The sequence below is a fragment of the Micromonospora sp. NPDC049171 genome, from assembly GCF_040648275.1.
GTDB lineage: Bacteria > Actinomycetota > Actinomycetes > Mycobacteriales > Micromonosporaceae > Micromonospora.
The window spans coordinates 186,468-209,369 of the sequence record NZ_JBEZDJ010000011.1; the positions used below are offsets into that span (position 1 = coordinate 186,468).

Annotated in this window: 18 protein-coding genes; 6 read left to right on the forward strand and 12 right to left on the reverse strand. The window is 70.4% G+C overall.

The features are described 5' to 3' along the window. Nucleotides 1-27 precede the first annotated feature (27 nt). The 5 genes from trxB to murJ all read right to left on the reverse strand — a co-directional run bounded on the left by trxB (nt 28) and on the right by murJ (nt 6,724). Nucleotides 28-978, reverse strand: a complete 951-nt coding sequence (trxB, locus tag AB0B14_RS16365) for a thioredoxin-disulfide reductase (RefSeq protein ID WP_357066108.1) — start codon at nt 976-978, stop codon at nt 28-30. 183 nt (nt 979-1,161) lie between these two features. Then, nucleotides 1,162-2,157 carry a hypothetical protein gene (locus AB0B14_RS16370; RefSeq protein WP_357522878.1) on the reverse strand — a complete coding sequence of 332 codons (996 nt, stop codon included), beginning with the start codon at nt 2,155-2,157 and terminating at the stop codon, nt 1,162-1,164. Further along, nucleotides 2,154-2,870 carry an RNA polymerase sigma factor SigM gene (gene sigM / locus AB0B14_RS16375; protein ID WP_357522879.1) on the reverse strand — a complete coding sequence of 239 codons (717 nt, stop codon included), beginning with the start codon at nt 2,868-2,870 and terminating at the stop codon, nt 2,154-2,156. The genes AB0B14_RS16370 and sigM overlap by 4 nt, the downstream gene beginning before the upstream one ends. Before the next feature lie 43 nt (nt 2,871-2,913). Next, entirely contained in the window at nt 2,914-4,521 is a 1,608-nt protein-coding gene (locus tag AB0B14_RS16380) for a protein kinase family protein (protein WP_357522880.1), read from the reverse strand. Between the two features lie 445 nt (nt 4,522-4,966). Then, a complete protein-coding gene (murJ, locus tag AB0B14_RS16385) occupies nt 4,967-6,724 on the reverse strand; it encodes a murein biosynthesis integral membrane protein MurJ (RefSeq protein WP_357522881.1) in 1,758 nt (585 codons plus the stop codon). 126 nt (nt 6,725-6,850) lie between these two features. Between murJ and AB0B14_RS16390 the strand changes: the two genes are divergently transcribed. Further along, on the forward strand, nt 6,851-8,311 hold the full coding sequence (locus tag AB0B14_RS16390; protein WP_357066094.1) for a CCA tRNA nucleotidyltransferase: 1,461 nt from the start codon (nt 6,851-6,853) through the stop codon (nt 8,309-8,311). Nucleotides 8,312-8,504: 193 nt separating this feature from the next. Here AB0B14_RS16390 and AB0B14_RS16395 read toward each other — a convergent pair whose 3' ends face one another. Both AB0B14_RS16395 and AB0B14_RS16400 read right to left on the reverse strand, forming a co-directional pair. Further along, on the reverse strand, nt 8,505-10,022 hold the full coding sequence (locus tag AB0B14_RS16395; protein ID WP_357066091.1) for an SPFH domain-containing protein: 1,518 nt from the start codon (nt 10,020-10,022) through the stop codon (nt 8,505-8,507). 29 nt (nt 10,023-10,051) lie between these two features. Then, complete coding sequence (locus AB0B14_RS16400; protein WP_357066541.1) at nt 10,052-10,573, reverse strand: hypothetical protein; 522 nt, start codon at nt 10,571-10,573, stop codon at nt 10,052-10,054. A gap of 78 nt (nt 10,574-10,651) precedes the next feature. Between AB0B14_RS16400 and AB0B14_RS16405 the strand changes: the two genes are divergently transcribed. Together AB0B14_RS16405 and AB0B14_RS16410 are read left to right on the forward strand one after the other, a co-directional pair. Next, on the forward strand, nt 10,652-11,131 hold the full coding sequence (locus tag AB0B14_RS16405) for a methylated-DNA--[protein]-cysteine S-methyltransferase (RefSeq protein WP_357066089.1): 480 nt from the start codon (nt 10,652-10,654) through the stop codon (nt 11,129-11,131). Between the two features lie 124 nt (nt 11,132-11,255). Continuing rightward, nucleotides 11,256-12,203: a hypothetical protein gene (locus AB0B14_RS16410; RefSeq protein ID WP_357522882.1), complete on the forward strand. Its 948-nt coding sequence runs from the start codon at nt 11,256-11,258 to the stop codon at nt 12,201-12,203. A 91-nt stretch (nt 12,204-12,294) separates the two neighbouring features. On the opposite strand, the gene AB0B14_RS16415 is transcribed toward AB0B14_RS16410, so the two are convergent. Next, a complete protein-coding gene (locus AB0B14_RS16415) occupies nt 12,295-13,374 on the reverse strand; it encodes an inositol-3-phosphate synthase (RefSeq protein ID WP_357066083.1) in 1,080 nt (359 codons plus the stop codon). Nucleotides 13,375-13,397: 23 nt separating this feature from the next. Then, on the reverse strand, nt 13,398-14,036 hold the full coding sequence (locus AB0B14_RS16420) for a PadR family transcriptional regulator (protein WP_357066080.1): 639 nt from the start codon (nt 14,034-14,036) through the stop codon (nt 13,398-13,400). A gap of 175 nt (nt 14,037-14,211) precedes the next feature. On the opposite strand from AB0B14_RS16420, the gene AB0B14_RS16425 reads away from it, so the two are divergent. Further along, nucleotides 14,212-14,661, forward strand: coding sequence for a DUF5318 domain-containing protein (locus tag AB0B14_RS16425; protein ID WP_357066078.1), 450 nt, complete (start codon nt 14,212-14,214; stop codon nt 14,659-14,661). A gap of 139 nt (nt 14,662-14,800) precedes the next feature. Here AB0B14_RS16425 and AB0B14_RS16430 read toward each other — a convergent pair whose 3' ends face one another. Beyond that, nucleotides 14,801-15,523: a hypothetical protein gene (locus tag AB0B14_RS16430; protein ID WP_357066075.1), complete on the reverse strand. Its 723-nt coding sequence runs from the start codon at nt 15,521-15,523 to the stop codon at nt 14,801-14,803. Here AB0B14_RS16430 and AB0B14_RS16435 point away from each other — a divergent pair. Then, nucleotides 15,486-17,735: a transglycosylase domain-containing protein gene (locus tag AB0B14_RS16435; protein ID WP_357066072.1), complete on the forward strand. Its 2,250-nt coding sequence runs from the start codon at nt 15,486-15,488 to the stop codon at nt 17,733-17,735. The genes AB0B14_RS16430 and AB0B14_RS16435 overlap by 38 nt on opposite strands. A 127-nt stretch (nt 17,736-17,862) precedes the next feature. After that, nucleotides 17,863-19,371, forward strand: coding sequence for a glycosyltransferase 87 family protein (locus AB0B14_RS16440; RefSeq protein ID WP_357066069.1), 1,509 nt, complete (start codon nt 17,863-17,865; stop codon nt 19,369-19,371). A 7-nt stretch (nt 19,372-19,378) separates the two neighbouring features. Here the strand turns inward: AB0B14_RS16440 and AB0B14_RS16445 are convergent, their stop codons facing one another. Together AB0B14_RS16445 and AB0B14_RS16450 are read right to left on the reverse strand one after the other, a co-directional pair. Next, nucleotides 19,379-21,904 carry a hypothetical protein gene (locus AB0B14_RS16445; protein WP_357522883.1) on the reverse strand — a complete coding sequence of 842 codons (2,526 nt, stop codon included), beginning with the start codon at nt 21,902-21,904 and terminating at the stop codon, nt 19,379-19,381. Continuing rightward, nucleotides 21,901-22,692, reverse strand: a complete 792-nt coding sequence (locus AB0B14_RS16450; RefSeq protein WP_357066063.1) for a deoxyribonuclease IV — start codon at nt 22,690-22,692, stop codon at nt 21,901-21,903. Before AB0B14_RS16450 ends, AB0B14_RS16445 begins: the two co-directional genes overlap by 4 nt. Nucleotides 22,693-22,902 lie beyond the last annotated feature (210 nt).

A 22,902-nucleotide genomic window follows, 5' to 3' on the forward strand; every position in this document is an offset into this window, starting at 1 on the left:
CCCCTCCTCCGGGATGTGTTCCTTGTTTCAGCTGAGCGTCGCGATGAACCGCTCGGCGTCGAGCGCGGCGGCACAGCCGGTGCCGGCCGCGGTGATCGCCTGACGGTAGGTGTGGTCGACCAGGTCACCGGCGGCGAAGACACCTGGCACGTTGGTGCGGGTGCCGGGGGCCTGGACCTTCACGTAGCCCTCGTCGTCCATCTCGACCTGACCACGGAAGAGCTCGCTGCGGGGGTCGTGACCGATGGCCACGAACACACCTGTCACGTCCAGCACCTTGGTGTCACCGGTGTGCACGTTGCGGACCCGTACGCCGGTGACCTTGCCGTCGTCGCCCAGGATCTCCTCGACGGCGCTGTTCCACTCGACCTTGATCTTCTCGTTGCTCAACGCCCGCTCAGCCATGATCTTGCTGGCCCGGAACGAGTCTCGGCGGTGGATGATCGTGACCGACTCCGCGAAGCGGGTGAGGAAGCTGGCCTCCTCCATCGCCGAGTCGCCGCCACCGACGACCACGATGTGCTGGTTGCGGAAGAAGAAGCCGTCGCAGGTGGCGCAGGAGGAGACGCCGTGGCCGAGGAACTCCTGCTCGCCGGGCACGCCCAGCGGACGCCAGGCCGAACCGGTGGAGAGGATGATGGAGCGGGCCCGGTAGGCGGTCTGGCCGACCCAGACGGTGCTCACCGCACCGGAACCGGCGTCGCCGGTGTCCACCAGCTCGACCCGGGTCACGTCGTCGGTGAGAAACTCCGCACCGAACCGCTCGGCCTGCTTGCGCATGTTGTCCATCAGCTCGGGGCCGAGGATGCCGTCGGCGAAGCCGGGGAAGTTTTCCACCTCGGTCGTGGTCATCAGCGCACCACCGGACTGCACGCCCTCGATGATCAGCGGCTTCAGGTTGGCGCGGGCGGCGTAGACCGCCGCCGTGTAGCCGGCCGGACCGGAGCCGATGATGATCAGGTTGCGGACCTCGTCCACTGCCGTCTCCCGATTGTGTGTGTTTCAGCGTCGGTGTGAGCGCCGGTGCTGATCCGAGTTGCCGACGCCTGGATGGGGCCGACAGCTGACTTCCAGAACGTCATCGTACGAACCGGGGATTCCCGAAACCGGCATCTGGTGGGTCAGGTCACGTGGGTGGTCATCGTGCCGTCGACCGTGGATTCACCCTACCCGCGCCGAATACCGGCTGTCCGAGCCGGACCCCGGCACTCCGCACTCCGGGCCGCTCACCCAGGCCCAGCGGGCCCCGGTCGCGTCGGTGAAACGGATGACAAGTGTCTGCTCGCCCTGGAACCGCGCGTAGTCGATCAACTCGACCGCCAGGGGGGCGGATCCGTGTTCCGCCGCCACGCTGGTCAGGCAGGTGGTCAGCGCGGCCTCGGTGGTCAGCCGGGCCAACTGGTCCGAGCCGTCGGGCGACGGACGTCGGTCACCCTCGGCTTCCACCCCCGGCTGGGTGCCGGGCGTGTTACTGGTCGCCCGACCGGGAGACGATGCGGTCTGCAGGTCGCCGAGGGTCTGCGGGGCGTAGTTCGTACCGCTGTGCAGTGCCGGCCCGGTGGTGCGGACCGGTGCGGGCGCCGCGGCGATGTCGGGCGCGTTCATGGCGGTGGTGCCGGAGTCGTCGCTCGCGCCCATCGACAGCTGGTTCAGGCCCAACGCGAGCGCGACGACGGCGATCGCGGCGGTGGCCACCGGTGCGCCACGGCGCACCCAGCTGCGCCGGCGGCCCGGGCCGGTGGGCGCCGCCGGACGACCGGCACCGGCCGGTACGCGGACGGCTGGCCGACGGCCGGCACCGCCCTGCGTCGGCACGATGGGCGGTGGCGCGGTGTCGCCGGGTCGGTCGACCTCGAAAGTTGCGGAGGCATCCTCGTCGGCCGAGGTTTCGGCCGGTGTCGGCCCCGCATCTGCGAGCGCGGCGCCGAGACGGTCGGCGATCGCCTGCGGCATCCGCGGCGACGGCTCGGCCCAGCGGCCCAGGTCGGCACGGACCTCCGCGAGCGCGGGAGCCAGCAGCGCGTACGCCTCGGCCCAGGCCGGGTCGGTGGACACCAGCTCGGCGACCTCCTCCTGCCGCGGGGTGCCGTCCAACGCCCCGCCGAGGTAGTCAGCGAGGAGGTCGTCGTCGACCTCCCGGAACCCCTCGGTCGTCACGTGTCCTCCTGGTTGGCGTCCCGCCGGTACCGCCCCGACCCCGATCCGACGCCCTCGGCCGGGCTCGGGTTCCCCGGCGTGACGCCCGGCACCTCCCTGGTCGGGCCGTTTGCGTGCGGGCGGGCCGACGGCGTCGGGGCGACGGCGGGGCGAAGATGCCCGAGCAGCACCGCCAGCCGGGCCCGGCCCCGGGCGCACCGGCTCTTCACCGTCCCCTCGGCGATGCCGAGGATCCGGGCGACCTCGGCGACCGGGTAGCCCTGGACGTCCACCAGCACCAGCGCGGCACGTTGCTCGACGGGCAGCGCGGCCAGCGCCTCGCGGACCACCAGCGCGGTGTCGTGGTCCGGTGCGGGTGCGACAGGTTCGATCCCGCCGATGCCCGAGCCGTCCCCCGCGCGGTTGCCGTCCGGCAGCGGCACGGTCGGGTGCGCCTGCCGGCGACGCATCCGGTCCAGGCAGGCATTTACCACGATGCGGTGCAGCCACGTGGTGACGGCGGAGTCACCACGGAACCGGGCGGCTGCCCGGTGCGCGGAGAGCAGCGCGTCCTGGAGCGCGTCGGCGGCCTCTTCACGGTCGCCGAGCGTACGCACCGCGACCGCCCAGAGCCGGTCGCGGTGCCGGTGGAACAGCTCGGCGAAAGCGTGCCGGTCACCATCGACGTGGGCACGCAGCAGCTCCAGATCCGAAGCCGCGGCGTGCCCGTCCATCACCACGTCCTGCGAATGCGGCGCCACGGTGGGGGTGCCAGGCTCACGACCCCTGGACCGTGATCTCCTGGACGTCGACCTGGAAGCCCCCCTCGGCGGGCGGCAACTCGGTGACCCAGAACAGCAGGTACTGGTATTTCCGGTCGGCGTCGAAGCCGTCGAACGCCATCGTGGTGCCGTCGTGGTCCTCGAATGGCTGCCCGATGGCGTTCTTCGCGGTCCGGTAGTTGGCGATCACCTGCTTGTCGCCGTTGGAGGTCGACGGCGGGTTGACGCTGCCGGTGAGAAGCTGGGCGGAGGCGCCACGGGCCGAGAGCACCGCCTGCACCGACTTGACGGTGTGCGGCGCGCCGAGGTCCAGCCAGATCCCCATGCCCTGCTTCGTGTTGCCGAACTTGGCGGTCGTGTACGTGTCGGTGCCCCAGCCCTTGTCCGGGTCGCCGTCGACCGCCTTGATGGCGCCGTCCAGCTCATCGCGCACCTTGCTGTCCGGGTCGATGATCCGGACGTCCTTCACGGGCAGCTTGCGGACCACCGCGGCGGCCGGGGTGGCAGCGCCGGCCGAGGCGCTCGCCGACGGAGTGGGGTTCGGGCTGGCCTGCGGGTCCTTGTCGCCAAGCGTGCTGATCCCGATCAGCAGACCGACCAGGGCGACCGCCAGCAGGCCGGCGATGCCCACGGCGACCTTGCGACCACCGGCCGCGGCCAGTGGCGACGGCTCTTCACCGGTCTCGGCGGCGAAACGCAGCGGGCCGCTGTTTTCGAGGTAGTGCTCCTCCTCGGCCGGCACGTCCAGTCGGGCCAGCTCGGCGGCGAGCACATCGGACGACGGCGGCGCGATCTCGGCGTCGAGCAGATCCATGGTCAGGTCGTCCAGGTAGGCGGGCACGCCCGCCCGGACCTGACGTGGCGCCGCGATGCCACCCCCGGCGTCCCGAACGGCGTCCGGGATGGCGGCACGGCCGTGACCGGCGGTGGCACCGTGCAGGGGTGCTTCGGCGTGCGGCCAGGAGCCGGTCAGGGCGAAGTAGAGGATGCCGCCGACCGCCCGGATGTCGTTCTCCTGGCTGTCGGCACCATCGGTGCGCGCGTCGGCCAGGACCACGCGACCCTCGTCGCTGATCATGACGGTGCCGGGGTGGACGTTGCCGTGCACCATGCCGGTGGCGTGCACCGCGGCGAGCGCGCTCGCGACGGCGTTGCCGATGGCGGTGGCGCGGGCCGGATCCAGTGGGCCGTCGGTCGCCAGGTCGCGCAGGGACTGCCCGTCGACCCACTCGCGCACCACGTACGCCCGCTCGGCCTCGTCGATCGCGTCGTAGACGCCGACCAGGTTGGGGTGGATGACCCGGCTCGCCGCGACGGCGGCCTGGAGCATCTCGGTGGCGGAGTCGCCACCCGGGTAGCGCAGCACGACTGCGACGGGACGGCGCAGGATGACGTCGACCCCGCGCCAGACCAGCCGACCCGCGCTGTCGTTGTTGATGTGCTCAACCAGTTCGTAACGCTCGGCGAGGACTTCACCGGCCGTGGGAGCACCGAAGGTCATAACCGGAGGAGCGCTCTCGTCTGCCTCCTGACCCTCGCCGACCTGGGTCACCCGTCCTCCCTCGGTGATCGTGTCGATCGATGGACCCGAACTGCTGGGCATGTGGCTTCCCGCTCTGCCGTTGAAGGAACCGGCCGACGGTGTCGACGCGCCGCGTCGGCCCCTGCCGTACCCGTCGAGAGCGACCTTACCTGGGTTGCCCATCTCCTCGACATGTCATCTTCCCGCCGTACCCGGCGGGTTGCCGGCAGTCGAGGAGCTCGTCCGGTTACGACCGTTGTCAGCCACGTTGCTGGCACATGTACTAGCTAATCTACGGCTTCACCGCAAGTGACCGACGCCGGGGCTGGGCTGGCGCGGCCCCTCCCCACACCTGGCATGTTCCCACCGATCGGCCCCGCACCCTCAGCCTTACGGTTGGTTATCCACAGGCTGATGCGGTGGTTGACCGGCGAATCGCGGAGTTATCCACAGGTGCGTCCCCAGCCTGGTGATCCGCGGTCACGGTCCGTGTGCGTGTCGACTTTTTGTGACCAACCGCTGGCGGTCAGCGACCGAGGCGGCGGCGGACCATGCCGACCACCTCGGCGATCTCGCTGATCCGCAGCAACATGGCCAGACCCAGGTAGGTCCCGCCGATCACCGCACCACCGATGACGAGCTGCACCACCGCTTCCAGCCGGCTGGGCGTGTCGTCGCCGGGTAGCAGCTTCACCACCAGCAGGCCGACAAGTGCCGAACCGAGCGCCGCGATCGCGACCCGGCCGCCGGTGCGCATGATGCCGCCGAGGCCGATCCGACCGACGCGTGGCCGGAGCAGCCAGGCCGAGCCGATCGCGGCAGCCAGGTAGGACACCGCGTTACCGATCATCATTCCGGCGCCGGCGAAGCTCGCCGAGAAGGCCACGAAGAGCACGATCTGCACCCCGATCCGGAGCGCCACCACCGGGATGTTGATCAACGCCGGGGTACGGGTGTCCGGCAGCGCGTAGAACGCGAAGGTGAAGAGCTGGCTGATCGCGAACGGGACCAGCGCGAGCGCCGCCGCGAGCAGCACGACGGAGGTGGCGGTGGCGTTGTCCTCGGTGAAGGCACCCACCCGGAACAGCGTGAACGCGATCGGGGTGGACAGGACGGCGTAGCAGACCGCGATCGGCGCGAGCACCGCGGTGACCGTGCGGGTGCCCCGGGACAGGTCGGCGGCGAGGTCGCCGTAGCGGCCGTCGGCCGCGGCCGCGCTCATCCGGGGCATCAGCGCGGTGATGATCGAGACGGCGATGATGCCGTGTGCGGTCATCAGCAGCAGGAAGACGTTGTTGTAGATCAGCGGGCCGGCGGCGTTCTCCTTACCGGCCCGGTTGAGCAGGTTGATCAGCACGATCAGGCCGACCTGGCTGACCGCGACGTAGCAGATCATCCAGGCGCCGAGCCGGCCCAGCTCGCGCAGCCCGAGCGCCCGGAAGTCGAAGCGCATCTTCCAGCGGAAGCCGACCTTGCGCAGCGCCGGCAGCAGGCCGGTCGCCTGGACCGCCACGCCGACCAGGGTGCCCCCACCGATCAGGATGACCCGGCCGGCCGTCATGTCCTCCGGCTGGACGATCTTCGCGCCGAAGATGGCGATGTAGAGGCCGGCGGTGCCGATCACCACCAGGTTGTTGAGGATCGGCGCCCACATCGGGGCGGCGAAGTGACCCCGGGTGTTGAGCACCGCGCTGATCAACGCGGAGAGGCCGGAGAAGAAGATCATCGGCAACATCAGGTACGACAGGTGCCGGACCAGCCCGGAGAACTCCCCGGTCGACTCACCGCTGCCGTACAACCAGGTCAACGGCCCGGCCAGGGCCACCGCCAGGAGAGCCGCCGCGCCGAGGGCGAACACCGCGAGGGTGAGCAACCGCTGGGCGTACGCCTGCCCGCCATCCGGGTCGCTCTTGCGTCGGCGCACCAGCACCGGGATCAGCACGCTGGTGAGGACGCCACCGAGCAGGAACTCGTAGACCATGCCGGGCAGGATCTGGGCGGTCGTGTACGCGTCGCCGACAAGCAGACCGCCGAGGGCCGCGCCGATCACCAGGTTGCGGAGGAAGCCGGTGCCGCGGCTGACCAGGCTGCCAACCGCCATCACCGCGCTGTTGGCCGCCGCGCTCGCCTCGGCCACCTGCTCCTGCGGCGGCGCGGTCGACTCCAGGGCCGGCTGGTTCAGCGGCTCGGCGGAGATGAAGGTGGCGCCGTCACCCGGACGCGCGCCGGCCCCGGGCCCGCCGCCGTGCGCGGCGTTGGCGCTGCGGTAGAGCCCGCCGCTCATCTCCAGCCTCCCAGGGGTACGTCGGGTCGGACACCGACCCGCACGCCACAGACCATAGTCAACCCCCACCCGTTACCCACGCCCGGCGGATCGGATCACACCCCGGCCCGATAGGCTGGCGATCCCATGTCCGAAGCCTCCGCTCCTCACGCCGCCGACCGCCGCGAACTCACCGCCGCGCAGCGCAACGCCGTCGCCGAACTGCTCCGGGTCTCCCCGGTCGCCGACGAGTTGGGCCGCCGGTTCGTCCGCGCCGGTCACGAGTTGCACCTGGTGGGCGGTTCGGTACGGGACGCGCTGCTCGGCCGGCTCGGTGACGACCTCGACTTCTGCACCGACGCGCACCCCGACGAGACGCTGCGGATCATCAAGGGCTGGGCCGAGTCGATCTGGGAGACCGGCCGGGAATTCGGCACCATCGGCGCGCAGCGCGATGGCCTCCGACTGGAGATCACCACCTTCCGCGCCGAGTCGTACGACCAGGTCAGCCGCAACCCGGTGGTGGTGTACGGCACCAGCCTCGACGAGGATCTCAAGCGGCGCGACTTCACGATCAACGCGATGGCGGTCAGCCTGCCGGAGCACCGGTTCACCGACCCGCACGGCGGGCTGGACGACCTCTCCGCCAAGGTGATCCGCACTCCGAGCACCCCGGGTGAGTCGTTCGGCGACGACCCGCTGCGGATGCTGCGGGCCGCCCGGTTCGCCGCGCAGTTGCGCTTCGCCGTCCACCCGGACGTGCACCGGGCGATGAGCGAGATGGCCGCCGACCTGGACCGGATCACCGCCGAGCGGATCCGCGACGAGTTCACCAAGCTGCTCTGCGGCGCGGACCCGATCACCGGCCTGCGGTTGCTTGTCGACACCGGCCTGGCCGACCGGTTCCTGCCGGAGCTGACCGGTCTGAAGCTGGAGATCGACGAGCACGCACAGCACAAGGACGTCTACGAGCACACCCTGACGGTCGTCGAGAACGCGGTCTCCTACGAGGAGGAGGGCTGCGACTTCGTCCTGCGGATGGCCGCCCTCCTGCACGATGCGGGCAAGCCGGCGACGAAGGCGGTCGGGCCGGACGGTCGGGTCAGCTTCCACCACCACGAGGTGGTCGGCGCTCGGCTGACCAAGGCCCGGATGAAGGCCATGCGCTACCCCAAGGACGTCACCGCGCAGGTGACCGCGCTTGTCGCGCTGCACCTGCGCTTCTACGGGTACGGGCGGGGCGAGTGGACCGACTCGGCGGTGCGTCGTTACGTGGCCGATGCGGGTGACCTGCTGCCCCGGCTGCACAAGCTCACCCGTTCCGACTGCACGACCCGTAACCGGCGCAAGGCCGCCCAGCTCGCGGCGGACTACGACGCGCTGGAGGACCGGATCGCCCGGATCGCGGCCGAGGAGGACCTGGCCCGGGTTCGTCCCGACCTGGACGGCAACGCGATCATGGAGTTGCTCGGCGTACCGCCGGGGCCGGTGGTCGGGCGAGCCTGGAAGCACCTCAAGGAGCAGCGCCTCGAGCACGGCCCGCTGGACCGCGACGCTGCCGAGGCGGAGTTGCTGCGCTGGGCCCGTGCCGAGGGCCTGATCCCCTAGAGCTCCGAGCCGCACGCTCCGAGCCCTGCGATGATCGACTCGGTTTCGTTGAAGTCGCGGTGTCCCGACACGGCGCATGGCCCGATTTTCAGGAAGCCGAGTGGATCACTGCGGCGTGCCGACGGGCAGGCCCGCCCCGGCATGCCGACGGGCGCCACCCCCGAACCGGGAGCGACGCCCGTCGCGTACACCGTCAGCGGGTCTCGACGGCCTGCCCGTCGACGGACGCGGCGCCGTTGCGGGTCGGACTCGACGCGGAGCCGAGCCGGGCCAGCAGACCGGCCAGGTCGATCCCGGTCAGGTCGCTGCCGAGCTGGAGCCCCTGCGCCACGTTGCCGGCCACCGACTTGGTCAGCGACGACGCACCGTCGGTCGAGATGACAGTCATCTTGTCGATCGCCCCGATCGGGGCGCTGGCCGCCTCCACCACCTGCGGCAGCACCTTCACCAGCAGGTCCAGGACCGCTGCCTCCCCGTACGCGGCGAACGCCTCGGCCTTGCGCGCCATCGCGTCCGCCTCGGCCTCGCCCCTGGCCAGGATGGCCGCCGCCTCGGCCTGACCCTCGCGCTCCACCGCCTCGGCGATCGCGGAACGGCGACGCTGCTCGGCCTCACCTTCCTTGGCACCCTCGATCGCGTTCGCCTCGGCCAGTGCGGCACGTCGGGCCCGCTCGCCCTCACCGGTGAGCCGCGCCTGCTCGGCGGAGGCCTGTGCGGCGGCGATCACGGACTGCCGCTGCGCGTCGGCGTGCAGCACCGCCGCGGCGCGGGACGCCTCGGCCTCCTGCTCCACCTTGTACCGGGCCGCGTCGGCGGGCTTGCGTACCTCGGTGTCGAGTTGGCGCTGCTTGAGTTCGGCGTTGCGCTCGGCGACCTTCTGCTGCTCGGAGAGGATGGCCTGGTCCCGCTCCGCCTGGGCGAGCGGCCCGGCGGCGGCGGACTTCGCCTTCGCCGCGTCGATCTCGGCCTGGATGCCGGCCTGCTTGAGGGCCAGGTTGCGGTTTGCCTCGGCGATGGCCTCCTCGGCGAGCAGTCGTTCCTGCTCGGCCTGCTGTCGGGCCCGCGCCTCGGCGATGGCCGCGTCCTTGAGCACCCGAGCGGCCTCGGGTCGACCCAGGTCCTGCAGGTAGGACCCTTCGGCGAGGATGTCCTGGAGCTGGAACGTGTCCAGCACCAGACCCTGGTTGGTCATCGAGTGCTCGGCCTCCTCGGCGACCGCGTTGGCGAACGCCGCCCGGTCCCGGATGACCTCCTCGACGGTGAGCCGGCCGACGATCGAGCGCAGCGCGCCGGCCAGCACCTCCCGGGTGAAGTTGTCGATCTCGTCCTGTTGGTGCAGGAACCGCTGGGCGGCGGCTCGGATGGCGTCCTCGGTGCCACCGACCTTGACGATCGCCACCCCGTGCAGATCGGCGCGGATGCCCTGCTTGCTCACCGCGCCCCGGATGCCGACGTCGATCCGCCGGCTGGACAGGTCGAGGGACTGGAGCTTCTGCACCACCGGCAGCACGAAGACCGAGGCGCCCAGCACGACCTTCTGCCCGGAGTTGTCGGTCGACCGGCCGCCGTCGGCGGTCTGCGTGGTGCGGCCCTTGCGGCCGGTGACGATGAACGCCTCGTTCGGCCCGGCCACCTTGATCCGGGAGAGCACGAAGAGCACCAGGATGAGCGCGAGGACAACCGCGCCACCGATGGCGATGAGCAGGGCCATATAAAGGAGTCCCGTCTACGAGGAGGAGATCAGTAGGTCTCGACGTGCACGCTCGTCTCGCTGAGCGCCTGCACGACGAAGACCTGGGCGCCGAGCGGGATCGGCTGGTCCGCGCGGGCGCTGAGCTTGACCGGTTGGCCGGCGAGGCGCACCCGGACCTCGCCGTAGCCGTCGACCGGCACCGGGGTGACGACCAGGCCGAGCGCGCCGACCAGGTCGTCGCGGGTGGGGGTGGGATCGGTGCGCATGTTGCGCGCGGCCCGGCTGAGCCGGGCCGCCAGCCAGCCGGTGGGCACGGCCGCGAGCACGCCGCCGACCGCCGCACCGACGATCATGCCGGGGGTACGCGCACCGAGCAGTTCGTTGACGATGGCCCCACCGAAGCCGAACGCCCCGGCGAAGCCGGCAACCGTTTCGACCGAGATCGGACCATCCACGTCGGCGTGCCCGAACTGGAACAGCTCGGTGCCGAGCAGGGCGAGCGCGAGCACCCCGATGCCCGCCCCGCCGATGATCAGAAAGATGAGCGTCCCCGTTGCCACGACCTGCACGGTATCGACGCCGCGCAACGCGGACCGGCTGCTGCCGGCGGGGTTCGCCCGGTCGCCCGGGTCGGGGAGAATGGGGCGATGCGTTGGACCGTGCTCGACTCCCCGATCGGTGAGTTCTCCGTCGCCACCGATGGCACGGCTGTCTGCGGCACCCACTTCGGTCGGGTCGAGGCCGCCACCGAGGAACCCGGCGACGAGCTGTCCCGGCAGGCCGTCGCCGAGCTGCGGGCCTACTACGCCGGCGAGCTGACCGCGTTCACCGTCCCGGTGTCGATGCCGCGTGGCTCGGACTTCGAGCGGGCCGTGTGGCGGGAGATGACGCGCATTCCGTACGGCGAGACGCTGACGTACGGCGAGGTGGCACGCCGGGTCGGCGATGCCGGGGCGGCTCGGGCGGTGGGCGTGGCCTGTAACCGCAACCCGGTGCCGGTGATCGTGCCGTGTCACCGGATCGTCGGTGCGGGCGGCAAGCTGGTCGGCTTCGGTGGCGGTCTGCCGCGCAAGGTCACGCTGTTGGAGTTGGAGGCCGCGGTCGCCCTGCGCCACGCCTGGTCCTGACCGCTCGCGGTCGGTCGGCCCGCCGGATGCGGGACAAATCCCGACTATCAGCCGACCGGTCGATATGGATTCCATGCCGCAGCGGTCATGATCAAGCGTCGTTTCCACTTTCGCGGGGGTACTCATGACCGAAAACCAGGACAAGAACGTCGGCCGGCGTCAGCTGCTGCGCCGCGCGGGCACCGTGGCCGCCGGCGTCGCCGGCACCACAGTGGTCGGTGCCGTCGCGGCCGGCTCGGCCCAGGCCGACCCTGGTCAGCCGGTGATCCAGGCCGCCAACAACGTCGTCACGGGCGGCGGCACCACCGCCCTGGTCAACCCGGCGAACGTGCCGACCCTGCGGTTGGAGAACACGAACCTCGAAACGGGCGCGTTCAACGTCAAGTTCGCCGGCCCACAGCTCATGCTGACCCCCAGCGGTGACCAGCTGAGTACGAAAGCGCCGATCGGCTCGATGGGCGTGGACAAGGACGGCAACTTCCAGGTGGTGTCCGTCAAGGACAGCGCCAACAACTCCATCACCGACTACGTGTACACCACCGGCAACTCGAACCAGATCGTGCCGATCGTCCCGCAGCGGGTCATCGACACCCGGGACCCCGGCCTTCGCAACCGGATCGCCAACGCCTCCTCGACCACCCTGGACAGCGCGGGCCGCCTGCGGGGCGGCCAGACGATCCACGTCCTGCTTGAGGACTTCGTCTACTACGGTGACGCGCTCTTCGGCATCGTCACCGCGACGACCGCGGTCAACGCGGGCTTCCTGCAGATCTTCCCCTACGACACCGCGCGGCCGGCGAACTTCGCGTCACTGAACTACTCGGCCAACCAGGTCAACTCGAACGCGTTCATGTCGGGCATCGGCTGGACCGCCGACGCCGTTTCGATCTACGCGCTCCAGACCACGCACGTCGTCCTCGACGTGACGGCGTTCGTGGTCGGCTACGGCGAGGTCCACGAGGACATCCTGCCGTACTCCGTCAACGCCGCGGCCCGCGGCGCCAAGTCGCTTGCCGACCGCAAGGCGGAGCGGGCGGCCAAGGCCAAGCAGGGCAAGCCGAGCTGGAAGTAGCTCGCTCGCCGTCCGGACGGCGAGGCGCCGAACGCGGCGAGGGCCGGGTCCCAACGGACCCGGCCCTCGGCCGTACCTGGTGCTCAGCGGGTCAGCGCTCGACCTCGCCGGCGATGAACTCCTCGACGGCCTGGTGGGCGTCGTGGTCGGCGTACTGCACCGGCGGGGACTTCATGAAGTACGACGAGGCCGACAGGATCGGGCCGCCGATCTTCCGGTCCAGCGCGATCTTCGCAGCCCGAACCGCGTCGATGATGACGCCAGCCGAGTTCGGAGAGTCCCACACCTCGAGCTTGAGCTCGGCGTTCAGCGGGGTGTCACCGAACGAGCGGCCCTCCAGGCGGATGTACGCCCACTTGCGGTCGTCCAGCCACGGCACGTGGTCCGACGGGCCGATGTGCACGTCGCTCTTGCTCATCTCGTGCGGGATCTGCGAGGTGACCGACTGGGTCTTCGAGATCTTCTTCGAGACCAGCCGCTTGCGCTCCAGCATGTTCATGAAGTCCATGTTGCCGCCGAAGTTGAGCTGGTACGTGCGCAGCAGCTCGACGCCGCGGTCCTCGAAGAGCTTCGCCAGCGCGCGGTGCACGATGGTGGCGCCGACCTGGCTCTTGATGTCGTCACCGACGATCGGCAGGCCCGCGTCGGTGAACTTCTGGGCCCACTCCGGGTCGGAGGCGATGAAGACCGGCAGGGCGTTGACGAACGCGCAGCCGGCGTCGATCGCGGCCTGGGCGTAGAACTTGGCGGCCTGCTCGGAGCCGACCGGGAGGTAGCAGACGACGACGTCGACCTGCGCGTCGCGCAGCGCCTGCGCCACGTCGACGGGGGTCGCGTCGGACTCCTCGACGATCTCGCGGTAGTACTGGCCCAGACCGTCGAAGGTCGGACCGCGCTGCACGCTGATGCCGGTCGGCGGCACGTCGCAGAGCTTGATGGTGTTGTTCTCGCTGGCGACGATCGCCTCCGCGAGGTCCATGCCCACCTTCTTGGCGTCCACGTCGAACGCCGCGACAAACTCCACGGAGTTGACGTGGTAGTCGCCGAAGGCGACGTGCATGAGACCCGGGACGCGGTCGTTCGGGTCGGCATTCCGGTAGTACTCGACGCCCTGAACAAGGGACGAGGCGCAGTTACCCACACCGACGATGGCGACGCGGACGGAGCCCATAGCGTCTGCCTCCTTCTTTTCTGTCACGGCCGCTCATTCCTGGTCTCTCCAGGCGGAGGCGGGCTGTTGTCTTCTCGTCGGCCACCGGCCGTCCCGATGTTCGGGACCGTCGGGGCTCGGCCGGAGCGCTCGTTGGCGATGAGCTCCTCCAGCCAGCGGACCTCGCGCTCACAGGCGTCGAGGCCGTGGCGCTGTAGTTCCAAGGTGTAAGCGTCGAGGCGCTCGGCTGCCCGGCCCAGCACGTCACGAAGCCCTTCGCGACGCTCCTCGATCTTGCGGCGGCGACCCTCCAGAATGCGCAGGCGGGTCGCCTGGTCGGTCCGGGCGAAGAACGCGAAGTGCACCCCGAAGCCCGTGTCGTCATACGTCTCGGGCCCGGCCTGTGCGATCAGCTGGGCGAAGCGTTCCTTGCCGTCCGCGGTGATTTTGTAGACCACCCGACCTCGTCGGCTGGTCAGCGCGGGAACCTCCTCGGCAGTGGCGGGTGTCTCAGCAGCTTCGGTGATCCATCCCGCCGCCTGCAGCCTGCGCAGGGTTGGATAGAGCGAGCCGTAGCTGATCGCCGCCCGGATCGCGCCGAGTTTGGCGGTCAGCTCCTTGCGCAGCTCGTAGCCGTGCATCGGAGACTCCTGCAGGAGGCCGAGGATGGCGAACTCGAGCACTGGCCACCCTCTCCTTACCCTCCGGCGTGAAGCGGTAACCGCCGCGATGTATCGGTCCGATACATCGCACGTTAGCGGGTCGCGCCAGCCAGGGCAAACCCCCGTTCCGAGACGTCGTCGTCACGGATCGTGAGCATGGTCGCCTGGTCGGGCCGGACCGCGTACCCTTCTCCGCATGCGTACGCAGCGCCAGGTCGTCGACTACTCGCTTCAGAAGCGAGCAGTGCTGCGTGAGCTCCTGGCCGGCCGGGTCGGCACGTACGACGTCTGCGACGCATCGCCGTACCTGAAGAACGCCGCCCGGTTCCACGGAGAGCCGACCGAGCGGCGCTGCCCGATCTGCCGCAGTGAAAACCTGACCCTCGTCCACTACATTTATGGCGACGAGCTCAAGCAGTCCGCCGGGCAGGCACGGACACTTACCGAGCTGCCCGTCCTGGCGATGACGCTGCGTGAGTTCCAGGTCTTCGTGGTGGAGGTGTGCCTCGGCTGTGACTGGAACCATCTCGTCGAGCAGTACCTGCTCGGCCGGGACGGTCTGACCGGCGACAGCGACGGCACCGGCGAGCAGGACATGGCGGCCGCCGAAGGTGCGGGTCGGCGGAGGCGAGAGGCGCAACGGTGATCGCAGCTGGTTGGACCGGCCCCGGGGCCATCGACAAAACCCGGGACGGACGACCGCTCGTTGGTCCGATTGGCCCGATTGATACGGCATTGACCTCGGTGAGGTGGCACTCTCGTGCCACCGTCCCGGGTGAAGCAACTCACGGCAACCCGGTGGCGGCGCAGTCGCGCCCCACCGCGACCGGCAGGGTGTGAGGAATGAACTCGTACGGCGATCCCAGTTCTGCGCGCGGCCGGGCCCAGTACCCGGGTGCGAACGGCAACCCCGGGTCGGGCGCGGACGACGCGCACCGCAGACCCGGCGGTGACTCCCCCGGGAGTGGCTGGTCGGCCTCGGAGGGCGGCGCGGCAACCCCGGGTCGCGCCTCGGTGCCGCCGCGGGCCGCCGGTGGGCGGGCCACGGTGGGCGGTTCTGCCTCGGTGCCGCCGCGTGGCACCGCGGCGGCCGGATCGGCCTCGGTGGGTTCGGCGACCCCGGGCCGAGCAGGGCGGGCCTCGGTGCCGGTGTCGCCGGCGCCGGGTGTGGCCGCCGGTCGTGCCGGCGCGGGCCGGGCCTCGGTGCCCGTGTCCCCGGCGCCCGGAGCACCGGCAGGTCGGGCCACGGTCGGTGCCGCCGCTGTCGGCGCCGCCTCGGCGGGCCGGGCCAGTGTCGGCTCCGCCTCGGTGGGTGGCCGCGCCGCGGTGGCCCGGGCGAGCGTCTCGCCGGTCTCCGGCGGTCCCGGTGGCCCGGGTGGGCCCAACGGTCCGGGCGGACCCAACGGGCCGGGCCGGGGCGGTCGTGGCGCCGGCGGCCCGGGAGCGGCGCGGGCGAAGAAGCGCAAACGGATGAACCTGCTGATCGCCGGGGTCGCGGTCTTCATCATGCTGGCCGGTGTCGGCGTGGTCGGGTTCACCTACTACTCGACGAACGTGGTCATGCCCAACGAGTTGCCGCTGCCGCTGTCCACCACGGTGTACGCCAAGGACGGCAAGACCGCGTTGGCCAAGCTGGGCAGCGAGAACCGTACGTTCGTCACCATCAACCAGATCCCGGAGTTCGTGCAGCACGCGGTGGCGGCAGCCGAGGACCGCAACTTCTACCGGCACTCCGGCGTCGACTACAAGGGCATCGTCCGGGCCGGATGGAACAACATCTCCGGTGGCGACAAGCAGGGTGCCTCGACCATCACCCAGCAGTACGCCCGCAACGCGTTCGAGAATCTCCAGGACGACACGTACGGCCGGAAGGTGAAGGAGGCGATCCTCGCCTCCAAGCTGAACGAGAAGTACGACAAGCCGCAGATCATGCAGCACTACCTCAACGTGATCTACTTCGGCCGCGGCGCCTACGGCATCGAGGCGGCGGCCCAGACCTACTTCGGCAAGTCGGCGAAGGACCTCAACGTGGCCGAGGGCGCGGTCCTCGCGGCGGTCATCAAGCAGCCGGTGGCCAGCGACACCCACAAGGGGTTCGACCCCGCGGTCAACATGCCCGACGCCAAGGCACGGTGGGACTACGTGCTCGCCGGCATGAAGAAGGAAGGCTGGGTGGACTCCCCCGGCAAGCCCGTGTCGCCGACCGAGTACCCGAAGGTGCTGGCACCGAAGAAGGGCGGCAACGGGTTCGGTGTCGACAGCCCGCGCGGCAACGTCATCAACTACGTCCGCCAGGAGATGGACGCGATGGGCCTCTGCTCCGACAGCGGTGCGGAGGGCAAGACGAGCTGCGTGGACGCGCTGCGCGACGGCGGCTACCGGATCACCACCACCATCGACCCGAAGTTGCAGACCGCCGCGGAGAACACGGCGATGCAGTCGAAGAAGGGCTCCGAGCTCAACGACCAGCCGAAGAACCTGATGGCGGCCGTGGTGTCGATCGACCCGTCGAAGGGTCGCGTGCTCGCCTACTACGGCGGTGACAGCGGCGCCGACTTCGACTACGCAGGCAAGAACACCGACAAGAACGGCGACCTGACCGGTGGGCACCAGCCGGGCTCGTCGATGAAGGTGTACACGCTGGCCGCCGCGATCGAGGCCGGCATCTCGGTCAAGTCGCACTGGGACCCCACGCCGTACAAGCCCGAGGGTTCCTCTGTCGCGATCGGCAACGCCGGCCGCACCAACCTCAAGTGCGGCAAGTACTGCACCCTCGAAGAGTCGACGGTCCAGTCGTACAACGTGCCCTTCTACTGGGTCGCCGACAAGATCGGCGCGGACAAGGTCGTCGACATGGCCCGGAAGGCCGGCGTGACCACCATGTGGGGCGTCGACCCGCCGCAGGCCTTCGACCTGTCGAAGAAGGGTCCGAACCCGTTCGACAACTACACCGGTTTCGGCAAGTACCCGATCACCGTGTTCGACCACGCCAACGCCATGGCGACGTTCGCCAACGACGGCAAGTACATCAAGGCCCACTTCGTCATCAAGGTGGAGCAGCAGGACAAGGACACCGGCAAGTGGAAGGTCGTCGGCAGCGAGCGCATCAAGGTGGAGCCGCGGATCCCCAAGAAGATCACCGACGAGGTCACCGGTGTCCTGAAGCAGATCCCGCGCCCCAACGACATCTCCCTGGAGAACGGCCGCCAGGCCGCCGCCAAGACCGGCACCTGGGAGTACGACAAGGACGACAACTCGCACGCCTGGACGGTCGGTTACACCCCGCAGAACGCCACAGCGGTGTGGGTGGGCAGCCGCGACCCGAAGAAGCCGCAGATCCGCCTCGCCAGCGGCAAGGATGTGGGCGGCTCGAACCTTCCCGGCCCGATCTGGGAAAAGTACATGAACACCGCCCTCAAGGGCCTGGAGGAGATCCCCCTGCCCAGCGTCACCGGTGAGGGTGACGTCACGAAGGGCAACGGCAAGGAGCCGCCGCCGGCCATCCCGGGTCTGCCGGGCCAACCGGGCGGCCCTGCCTGTGACCCGCTGACCGACCCGTTCTGCACGGTTCAGGGCGGTAACCCGGGCGGTAACCCCGGGGGCAACCCGGGCGGTAACCCCGGTGGGCCTGGCGGGCCCGGTGGGCCAGGTGGGCCAGGTGGTGGGTTCGGTGGTGCCGGCGGTGGAGTGCTGCCCGGCCTACCGCCCAACCAGGACTGACCCGCAGCTCCGCACGACGCCGCCGCCGACCGGACGACCTGTCCGGCCGGCGGCGGCGTTTTCGTACCCAGATCTCTCCGCGTCGGGACGGGACGGGTACCCCCGTCATACGGCAGGATGCCTTTTCATGAGCACCCAGTCGACGCCCGGCATCGACGACGCCGGCACCACCGACCACCCGTCCCGCTCCGACGGGTTCGTCCGCGGCCTCTCCGGTGCGATCGGCGGCCCGCTGGGCGACCACGCGACCGCGCTGGACCGGCCGGCCAGCCAGGAGCGGCGGTTCTGGACCGCGGTCCGGATCGTGCTGGCCCTGGTCTGCCTCACTCTCGCGCTGCACTGGGTGCAGAAGTCGCCCTGCCAGGACGGCGCCTGGCAGAACAACGTCCAGTACACCCGGTTCTGCTACACCGACGTCCTCGCCCTCTACTACGCCGAAGGGCTCAACGAGGGCAAGGTGCCCTACCGTGACCACCCGGTCGAGTACCCGGTGCTGACCGGCTACTTCATGGGCGCGTTGGGCCTGCCGGTGCACGCGGTCGGTGTCGACGACCCGGGCATCAACCAGGGCCAGTGGTTCTACAACCTCAACGCGCTGGTGCTGGGCTCGCTCGCGGTGGCCACGGTGGCGGTGATCCTGGCGCTGCGCCGCAGACGACCCTGGGACGCCGCGTTGTTCGCACTCGCCCCGGCGTTGGTGCTCACCGCCACCGTCAACTGGGACCTGCTGGCCATCGGGCTGGCCGCCTTCGGCCTGCTGGCCTGGGCCCGAAAACGACCGGCGGTCGCCGGTGTGCTGCTCGGGCTGGCCGGCGCGGCCAAGCTGTGGCCGTTGTTCCTGCTCGGGCCGATCCTCATTCTCGCGCTGCGGGCCGACCGGGTCCGTGCCGCGCTCACCGCCATCGGTACGGCGATCGCCGCCGTGGTGCTGGTGAACCTGCCCGCCGCGCGAGCGTACCCGGACAACTGGGACCGATTCTTCGAGCTGAACACCACTCGGCCGATCGACTGGGGCACGTTCTGGTACATCGGGCGTTACCTGGACGGCAAGGTGGGCAACGACCCCGCCCGGCTCGGCCCGTTCGAGTGGCTGAACGGCAACATCCCCGCCCTCAACAACCTTTCGTACGCGCTGTTCGGGCTGGCCTGCCTCGGCGTGGCCGTGCTGGCGCTGCGGGCACCACGCCGCCCGCGGCTGGGCCAGCTCGCCTTCCTGGTGGTCGCGGCGTTCCTCATCTTCAGCAAGGTCTGGTCGCAGCAGTTCGTGCTGTGGCTCCTGCCGTTGGTGGTGCTGGCCCGCCCCAAGTGGGGAGCCTTCCTGGCCTGGCAGATCGCCGAGGTCTGCTACTTCGTCGCCTTCTACGGTGAGCTGCTCGGCGCGGCGACCAGCCGCCCGGTCTTCCCCGAGGGGGTGTTCGTGCTGGCCTCCACGTTGCGGCTGACCACCGTGGTGGTGCTCTGCGTGCTGGTCATCCAGGAGATCCGGCACCCCGAGCGGGACGCCGTACGGGCCACCTACCCGGACGACCCGGACGGTGGCGTCCTCGACGGCGCACCCGATGCGCCGTGGCTGGACCGCTGGCGCCGCAAAGCACCGGCCCCCGAACCCGAACCCGAGCCCACCCCCGCCACCTGACCCCGCGTCAGAGCTTGTAGACGACGGCGTTCCCGACCTCCTGGCGGGTGATGCCGAGCGACTCGACAGGTGCGTCGATGGTGATCTCCCACGGCGTACCTGGCACCCGGTCGCGCAGCAGCACCACCGTCCGGACGCCGAGCGTGCGCAGGTAGTCGATGCTTGTCTGGTTGGGGAACGCCTGGCTCACCCGACGGACGTCGTCCAGCTGCCGTGGAGTGAAGCCACTGCCGCCGTTGACCACGTCGGGGAACCCACTTGTCGACCAGAGCATCACGTGCTGGTCCAGGTTCTGGCTGCTGGGCAACACCAGCAGGGGTCCCTCGGCCGTACGCATCGCGGCCGGCGTTCTCGGCACCACCGGGTGCGGGGTGTTGTTCAGGCCCTCGACGGTGACCAGCAGCAGCGGCAGCAACGTGGCCATCCGCAGCCACGGCCCCGGCCACGACGGGATCCGCTGCGCGGTCAACTCGCGGACCCGGTCGGTGAGCGCGGTGACCGCTCCCGCCGCGAGCAGGCCAAGCAACAACGTGGTCCACAACATCAACCGACCGGGAGTACGCAGAGCACTCCAGCCCGGCACGTGCTCGAAGAGCGGCACGTAGGTGAAGGTGCCGTCGAAGAAACGGGTGCCCATCGCGAAGGCCATCGTCACCAGCACCCCGGCGAGCAGCAGCAGGCGATGCCGCAGCCGCCAGACCGAGAAGAACAGCCCACCCAGGGCGAGCGCGTAGAGCACGTAGCCCGGCAACAGGGTCATCTCCGGATGCCATGGCAGTGCCGCCCGGGCGCCCTTGTGCAGTCCACCCCAGATCAACGACTCCGCGGGTGACGTCACGAAACCCGACGCCGGCGGCGAGAAGATGCCGACGTCGTCGATGGTGCGCTCGGCGTACGGGTGCAGCTCGGTCACCCGGAAGAACGGGAACGCCATCAGCAGACCCACACCGGCGAACAGCAACCCGCCGAGCAGGTCGGCGAGGAGCAGCCGGCGACCGAACGGTACGGCCTGGCGGGTGCGCAGCCGCCGCACGTAGAAGAGGACGACGACGACCAACACCGCGACGCCGAGGAAGTACGCGAACGGCAGCCCGATGCCGAAGCCGAGGCTGAGCTGCCAGGCAGCCACCAGCCAACCGCCGTAGACCCAACCGTCGTGCCGGCGCTCGGGTCGGTAACCGTGCCGCAGTGACCAACCGTGCCCGCGCGCCAACATCGCCAGCGCCAGCGGAATCCCGCCGTTGGAGAGCACGTGCAGGTGCCCGGCCTGGGACAGCAACCACGGCGCGTAGGCGTAGGTGACCCCGGCGACGGCGGCACCGATCCGGCCGGCACCGAGCTGTCGGGCCAGGGCGTACGCCCCGAACGTGGCGAGCGCGTGCGCCAGCACGAACATGATGTTGTAGCGCAGGACCGCGTCCTCGGGGCCGCTGCCGAGCATCCCCGCCGGGGCGTACCCGAGCAGGGTGTCGGAGAACGCGAAACTCCACAGCTCGGGGAAGAACGTGTTGGACTGCCACAGGCGCGCCGGATCGGCCAGCAGGATGTGCCCCGACCAGGCCATCTGCCAGGCTTGCAGGCTCGGATCCCAGTAGTCCTGCGGAAGTGTGTAGCGCGGGTAGCGCAGCGTCGGCCAGGTCATCAGCACGGCCAGCGCCAGCGCGCCGAGGGCGGCCAGGGTCCACTCGTGGATCAGGAATCGGCCCACGGCCCGGCCGGACCGGGTGAGGATGGACGGCTTCGGCTCCGGAGCGGAAGCGAACGCCTCCCAACGATCCGGGTCAGCCGGCTTCGTCTCGCCATCGGTCAGTGGCTGACCGTTGGCGTCGCCCGGCTTCGCGCTCTTGGTCGCGCCATCGCCCTTGGCCGCGTCGTCCTTCGGGTCGCCGTCCTTGGCCGGGTCGCCGTCCTTGGCGGCGTCTGCCTTGGTCTTGTCGTCCTTGTCCGGGTCGTTGTCCTTGACCAGGACGCCGTCTTTGGCGGCGTCTGCCTTGGTCTTGTCGTCCTTGGCCGGGTCGCTGTCGTTGACCGGGGCGCCGGCCGTGGCGCTGGCCCCCTTGGCCGCCTTGCCGCGCTTGGTCAGGCGGCTGATCCAGCCGCGCTTCGGTGCGTCCGTGCCGGTGACGTCCCGGGCCGTACCGCTGGCCTTGGCTGTGTCGCTGGCTTTGGTCGCGTCGCTTGCTTCGCCGGTACCGCTGGCTTTGGCGGTATCGCTTGCTTCGCGCGTACCGCTGGTTTTGGCCGCGTCGTCCTTCGCGGGACCGGGTTCGATGTCACCGGTGGCGACGCTGGCGCCCGTGGGCCTGCCGTTCGTCGCCGCTCCGGGTTTCGCGCCGTCGGTCGATCGCGGCCCGGGGCTTTCCGCCGACGTCGCAGCCGATGCCTCGGCGGAGTCGGGCGCCTGGTCGGTGCCCGAGGTGTCGGCCGACCGGGTCGGGCGGCCCGTCGTGGATGCGGTGGCGGGTTGGTTCTCGGCTTCCGCGCCGGCGGGGGCGGGCCGGGCCGCACCGGTCCCGGGCTGTCCGGTCGTCATGCTGCCCGGCTCTCCGTCCCGAGCTGCTGACGGAGGAAGTCGATGTCGGCGGCCTGACCGGCCACACCCCCCGGTGTCTCGACCACCACCGGCGCCCCGGCCGCCCGGATCACCGCCACCACCAGTTCCGGGTCGATCGTCCCGCCGCCCAGGTTGTCGTGCCGGTCCTGGCCGGAGTTGAACGCGCCCTTGGAGTTGTTGGCGTGGATCAGGTCGATCCGGCCGGTGATCGCCTTGACCCGGTCGACGAGCCCGAGCAGGTCCTCGCCGCCCGCGTACGCGTGGCAGGTGTCCAGGCAGAAACCGACCTCGTGGTCGCCGATGGCGTCCCAGAGTCGAGCCAGCGCGTCCAGTCGTCGGGCGCACGCGTTGTCGCCCCCGGCGGTGTTCTCGATCAGAACCGGCACGCCGAAGCCACCGGAGTCGGCGGCGTACGCGAAGGTCTTGCGCCAGTTGTCGAAGCCGACGGCCAGGTCGTCACCGGCGTTGACGTGCCCGCCGTGGACGATCACGCCCTTGGCGCCGATGGCGGCGGCCGCGTTGGCGTGCCCGAGCAACAGCTTCCGGCTCGGGATCCGGATGCGGTTGTTGAGGGTCGCCACGTTGATGACGTACGGCGCGTGCACGTAGAGGTCGACCTCGGCCGTGCGCAGTAGTTCGGCGTCCTCCCGAGGCTTGGGCGCCTTCCATCCCTGAGGGTCGGAGAGGAAGAACTGCACGGTGTCGGCGGACCGGGCGGCCGCCTCCGCCAGCGGGTCGGTCGAGTCGACGTGGGCTCCGATACGCATGCGAGCGAGCCTACGTCGCGACCCTGACTGCCGCCGCGACGGTCGGGGCGGTGTCGCGGGGGGTCACACGTCACCGCTCGGACCGACGCTCGTTGATGGGATTGAACCGGCGACCAGTGCCCGGTCCGGTTGGTGGCGTGGGCGCCACGTCCGGTGACCGGGGTCGACGGCCGACAGCGAGGTTGCCTCCGCCACGCGGCCCGGCGCGGC

Excerpts from the sequence above, each read along its gene's own strand:
- sigM (WP_357522879.1), bottom strand. The coding sequence starts at position 2,870 with ATGGACGGGCACGCCGCGGCTTCGGATCTGGAGCTGCTGCGTGCCCAC.
- AB0B14_RS16380 (WP_357522880.1), bottom strand. The coding sequence starts at position 4,521 with ATGCCCAGCAGTTCGGGTCCATCGATCGACACGATCACCGAGGGAGGA.
- murJ (WP_357522881.1), bottom strand. The coding sequence starts at position 6,724 with ATGAGCGGCGGGCTCTACCGCAGCGCCAACGCCGCGCACGGCGGCGGG.
- AB0B14_RS16390 (WP_357066094.1), top strand. The coding sequence starts at position 6,851 with ATGTCCGAAGCCTCCGCTCCTCACGCCGCCGACCGCCGCGAACTCACC.
- AB0B14_RS16395 (WP_357066091.1), bottom strand. The coding sequence starts at position 10,022 with ATGGCCCTGCTCATCGCCATCGGTGGCGCGGTTGTCCTCGCGCTCATC.
- AB0B14_RS16405 (WP_357066089.1), top strand. The coding sequence starts at position 10,652 with ATGCGTTGGACCGTGCTCGACTCCCCGATCGGTGAGTTCTCCGTCGCC.
- AB0B14_RS16410 (WP_357522882.1), top strand. The coding sequence starts at position 11,256 with ATGACCGAAAACCAGGACAAGAACGTCGGCCGGCGTCAGCTGCTGCGC.
- AB0B14_RS16415 (WP_357066083.1), bottom strand. The coding sequence starts at position 13,374 with ATGGGCTCCGTCCGCGTCGCCATCGTCGGTGTGGGTAACTGCGCCTCG.
- AB0B14_RS16425 (WP_357066078.1), top strand. The coding sequence starts at position 14,212 with ATGCGTACGCAGCGCCAGGTCGTCGACTACTCGCTTCAGAAGCGAGCA.
- AB0B14_RS16435 (WP_357066072.1), top strand. The coding sequence starts at position 15,486 with ATGAACCTGCTGATCGCCGGGGTCGCGGTCTTCATCATGCTGGCCGGT.
- AB0B14_RS16430 (WP_357066075.1), bottom strand. The coding sequence starts at position 15,523 with ATGATGAAGACCGCGACCCCGGCGATCAGCAGGTTCATCCGTTTGCGC.
- AB0B14_RS16440 (WP_357066069.1), top strand. The coding sequence starts at position 17,863 with ATGAGCACCCAGTCGACGCCCGGCATCGACGACGCCGGCACCACCGAC.
- AB0B14_RS16445 (WP_357522883.1), bottom strand. The coding sequence starts at position 21,904 with ATGACGACCGGACAGCCCGGGACCGGTGCGGCCCGGCCCGCCCCCGCC.
- AB0B14_RS16450 (WP_357066063.1), bottom strand. The coding sequence starts at position 22,692 with ATGCGTATCGGAGCCCACGTCGACTCGACCGACCCGCTGGCGGAGGCG.